Genomic DNA, 3,730 nt, shown 5'->3' on the forward strand with positions numbered 1-3,730 from the left:
GGCTGAGGAGGCCCGGGAAGCCCGCGCGGGAAGGGGGAGGGGCCGCGAGCGGGCGAACCGGGCATTCCTTCCGCTGTTGGGGCCAGCCGCACCGGCAACCAGGTGAATCAAGGCCGAGAGGCGTATGTACCGCGCATCGCCAGGGCACTCCCGTGGTGTCCCGTACGCACCGAAAAGGAGAGACAGATGCGCATTCGCACCACCCTCGCCGCCGCCGCTCTGGCCGCCACCGCCCTGCTGGGCAGCGCGGGAACCGCCGCCGCCAACGACGGCCCCGAGGACGGCCCGCACGTCACCGAGGCCTACTCCCTCGACTCGAACCAGAACTTCTCCCCCAGCGGTTTCAACTCCATCAGCAACGATGACACCTCCTTCGGCCCCATGGTGATGGACTGACCGCGCAGGTCCCCACGCACATCGTTGAGCCGTCCCGCCGGTGAGACCGGCCGGACGGCTTCGCGGTGTCCCCGGGCGGCTTCGCGGTGTCCGGGATGGTCGGCCATCCGCACGACGCGGCGCTTCGCGGTCAGCGGTCAGCGGTCAGCGGTCAGCGGCCAGCACAGCCGCCAGGCCCTGCCGCAGATCGTCGGCGAAGAACCGGGGAACCTCCAGCGACGGGAAGTGTCCGCCCTTCTCGGGCTCCGCCCACCGGACGATCCGCCGGTACCGCTGCCGCGCCCAGCCGCGCGGACACTTCTCCACGTCGCGGGGGTACATGGTGAGCGCCGACGGGACGTCGACCCGGAGCTCGGGGTCGAGCGAGTTGTGGCTTTCGTAGTAGATGCGGGCCGCCGACGCGCCGGTCCGCGTCAGCCAGTACAGGGTGACGTCGTCGAGGACGCGGTCCATGGAGATCGTCTCGAACGGGCTGTCCTCCGTGTCCGACCACTCGGCGAACTTGTCGAGGATCCAGGCGAGCAGACCGACCGGTGAGTCGACGAGTGAGTAGCCGATGGTCTGCGGCCGGGTGGCCTGCTGCTTCGCGTACGCCGCGCGGTGGCGCCAGAAATCGCGGGTGTCCTCGGTCCACTCGCGCTCGGCCGCCGTCAGCCCGTCCGTCGTCAACCCGGGCGGCCCCTCGGCGAACGTCGTGTGGATGCCGAGAACGTGCGCCGGGAACCTGCCGCCGAGGACCGTGGTGATGTTGCCGCCCCAGTCGCCGCCGTGGGCCAGGAACCTGTCGTAGCCGAGCCTGCCCATCAGTTCCACCCATGCGGCCGCGATCTTTTCGGTTCCCCATCCGGTGGTGACCGGCTTGTCGCTGTAGCCGAAGCCCGGCAGTGACGGGATCACGACATGGAACGCGGGCACGTCCGCGTCCTGCGGCTCCGCCAGCTCCTCCACCACGTCGATGAACCGGACGATGCTGTCCGGCCAGCCGTGCGTCAGGATCAGTGGCGTGGCGTCCGGGCGCGCGGACCGGCGGTGCAGGAAGTGGATGCCCAGCCCGTCGATGACCGTGCGGAACTGACCGGTCCGGTTGAGCCGCTCCTCGAAGCGCCGCCAGTCGTATCCGGTGCGCCAGTGGTGCACGACCTCGATGAGGTCGGCGAGCGGAACGCCCTGCTCCCAGCGGCGGGGGCCGGGTGCGGCGCCCTGGACCGTCTCGACCTCCGGCAGTCGCGCCGCGGCCAGTCGCGCGCGCAGATCATCGAGATCGGCGTCGGGTGCGTGGGCTTCAAATGCTTCTACGTCGCTGGTCGTACGGGGCATGAGTCCGGGGACCTCCTGGCCATCGTGGAACCGGCTATGACGGTTCGCGAACTGCCTTAGACGGTTCTAGCAGTCCGCCGCGGCAACTCGCAACCGGCTAAGGTGGTTCCATGTCTGCTGCGGCCTTCCCTGACTTCCGTCTCGGCAATGTGCTGGCGACCAGCTTCACGGGGACGCTGTCGGAGCGTCATGGCGACGCCGTGGAGCGCATTCCGACGCCCGGCCGACTGGTCGACTGGCTGGGGGTGAGCGGCCTCGCCGTGGACTCCTGCACGGCTGCCCAGCTCGGCCGCGCCCGGGAGCTGCGGGAGGCGGTCCACGCCGCCGCGACCGCCGCGGCGTCGCGGGAGGCTCTTCCCGCGTCCGCCGTCCACGTCATCAATGACTTCAGCGCCCGGGGGCGGGCCGCGGCGATCCTCACGCCCGAGGGCGAGCGGCGCTGGCGGCTCGGCTCGGCCTCCGGTGTGGAGGACGCCCTCGGCGTGATCGCCGCCGACGCGATCAGCGTCATCTCGGGTGAGCGGGACGGCAGACTCGCCCTGTGCGCGTCACCGACCTGCCAGGCCGCGTTCTTCGACACCAGCCAGAGCCGCAGCCGCAGATGGTGCGACATGAACACCTGCGGCAATCGCCAGAAGAAGGCACGCTTCAAGGCGAACCAGAGCCGCACACCCCGTCCCGGGGGGTGAGTTGCCCTCCGCTCTCCGTACGGCGTGGTGACGCGGCCAGGCCGCGGTGCCGGAGGCCGTAGCGGCGAAACGGTAGGAAGATCCGTACAACCGTTCCCGTATGTCAGAGGTCTTGGAGGCGTATTTCGGATCAAACTCTTAGGGGGACACGGACGTGCGACGTCACATCCGTCACGCCATCGCGATCGCCACGGTGGCCACTGCTCTGACCGGAGGGCTGCTGGCCTCTCCCGGCGCCGAGGCCGAGGCCGCCACCGCGGCTCCCGCGCCCAGCAGGTACTCGGACGACTTCAACGGCGACGGCTACCACGACCTGGCCATCGGCTCCCCGGACGCCGGTGTGAAGGTCACCGGTGACAACGGGACCACCACGACGCTGGGCAACGCGGGCTACGTCACCGTCTCCTACGGCGGCAAGAACGGCGCCCAGAAGACCGGCCTGAAGGCGCTCACCCGGAACAGCCCCGGGGTGCCGGGTGACGCGGCCCAGGGCGAGCGGTTCGGGCAGGTGCTGACCAGCGGGGACTTCAACGCCGACGGTTACGCCGACCTCGCCGTGGGCTCGGCGGATGACCGGGTCAGTCTGCTCTGGGGCAGCCCCACCGGCCTCAAGGGCGGCACTCTGGTGGCCGACCCCATGGACAGGCCCGGCTTCGGGTCGGTCCTGAAGGCCGGTGACTTCACCGGCGACGGAAAGACCGACCTGGTCGTCGGGTACTCCACCTCACTGCGGCTGTTCAAGGGCCCCTTCAAGGCGGACGGCACACCCGTCTCGACGAAGAACATCGACACCGGCCGCAACTACCCCGTCTACTCCGGGGCGCAGGACCGGATCGCGGTGGGCCGCATCAACAAGGGCTCCATCGACGATCTCGTCGTCCTGGGCGAGGACCGCATGCGGGGCCGCGTCCTCCTCGGCGGGGCCTCCGGCCTCCGCTTCACCCCGGTCACCACCCGGGGTGGCAACAGCGTCGTCATCGCGGACTTCGACAAGGACGGCTACGGCGACATCGCGGTCGGCGACGCCAAGTCCACGCTCGACACCGAGGACGCCGCGGGCGTGGTCCGGATCAACTACGGCGGGCCCAACGGCGTGGACGACAACCGCTCCATGCGGATGTTCACCAAGGACACCCCCGGCGTCCCCGGCAGCGTCAAGCGGGGCGACCACCTGGGTTCCTCCGTCGCCGCCGCCGACCTCAACCGGGACGGCTACCCCGAGCTGATCGCCGGCGCCCCCGGTCAGAACAAGCCCTACTGCGACGACTGCGCCACCAGCGGCGGCGGCTTCTTCGTGCTGAAGGGCACCTCCAGTGGCATCACCGGCA

At 70.3% G+C, this 3,730-nt stretch carries 4 protein-coding genes; 3 read left to right on the forward strand and 1 reads right to left on the reverse strand.

What is annotated here, in order from left to right; all coding sequences use genetic code 11:
- Nucleotides 1-186 precede the first annotated feature (186 nt).
- Nucleotides 187-396, forward strand: a complete 210-nt coding sequence (locus AB8Z36_RS32790; protein ID WP_369217028.1) for a hypothetical protein — start codon at nucleotides 187-189, stop codon at nucleotides 394-396.
- A gap of 144 nt (nucleotides 397-540) precedes the next feature.
- Here AB8Z36_RS32790 and AB8Z36_RS32795 read toward each other — a convergent pair whose 3' ends face one another.
- Entirely contained in the window at nucleotides 541-1,713 is a 1,173-nt protein-coding gene (locus AB8Z36_RS32795; protein ID WP_369217029.1) for an epoxide hydrolase family protein, read from the reverse strand.
- Nucleotides 1,714-1,823: 110 nt separating this feature from the next.
- Between AB8Z36_RS32795 and AB8Z36_RS32800 the strand changes: the two genes are divergently transcribed.
- Both AB8Z36_RS32800 and AB8Z36_RS32805 read left to right on the forward strand, forming a co-directional pair.
- Nucleotides 1,824-2,402: a CGNR zinc finger domain-containing protein gene (locus tag AB8Z36_RS32800; RefSeq protein ID WP_369217030.1), complete on the forward strand. Its 579-nt coding sequence runs from the start codon at nucleotides 1,824-1,826 to the stop codon at nucleotides 2,400-2,402.
- 154 nt (nucleotides 2,403-2,556) lie between these two features.
- A partial coding sequence (locus AB8Z36_RS32805) for an FG-GAP and VCBS repeat-containing protein (RefSeq protein WP_369217031.1) occupies nucleotides 2,557-3,730 on the forward strand: 1,174 nt, incomplete at its 3' end.

It is taken from the genome of Streptomyces flavofungini (assembly GCF_041028215.1).
Taxonomy (GTDB): Bacteria; Actinomycetota; Actinomycetes; order Streptomycetales; family Streptomycetaceae; genus Streptomyces; species Streptomyces flavofungini_B.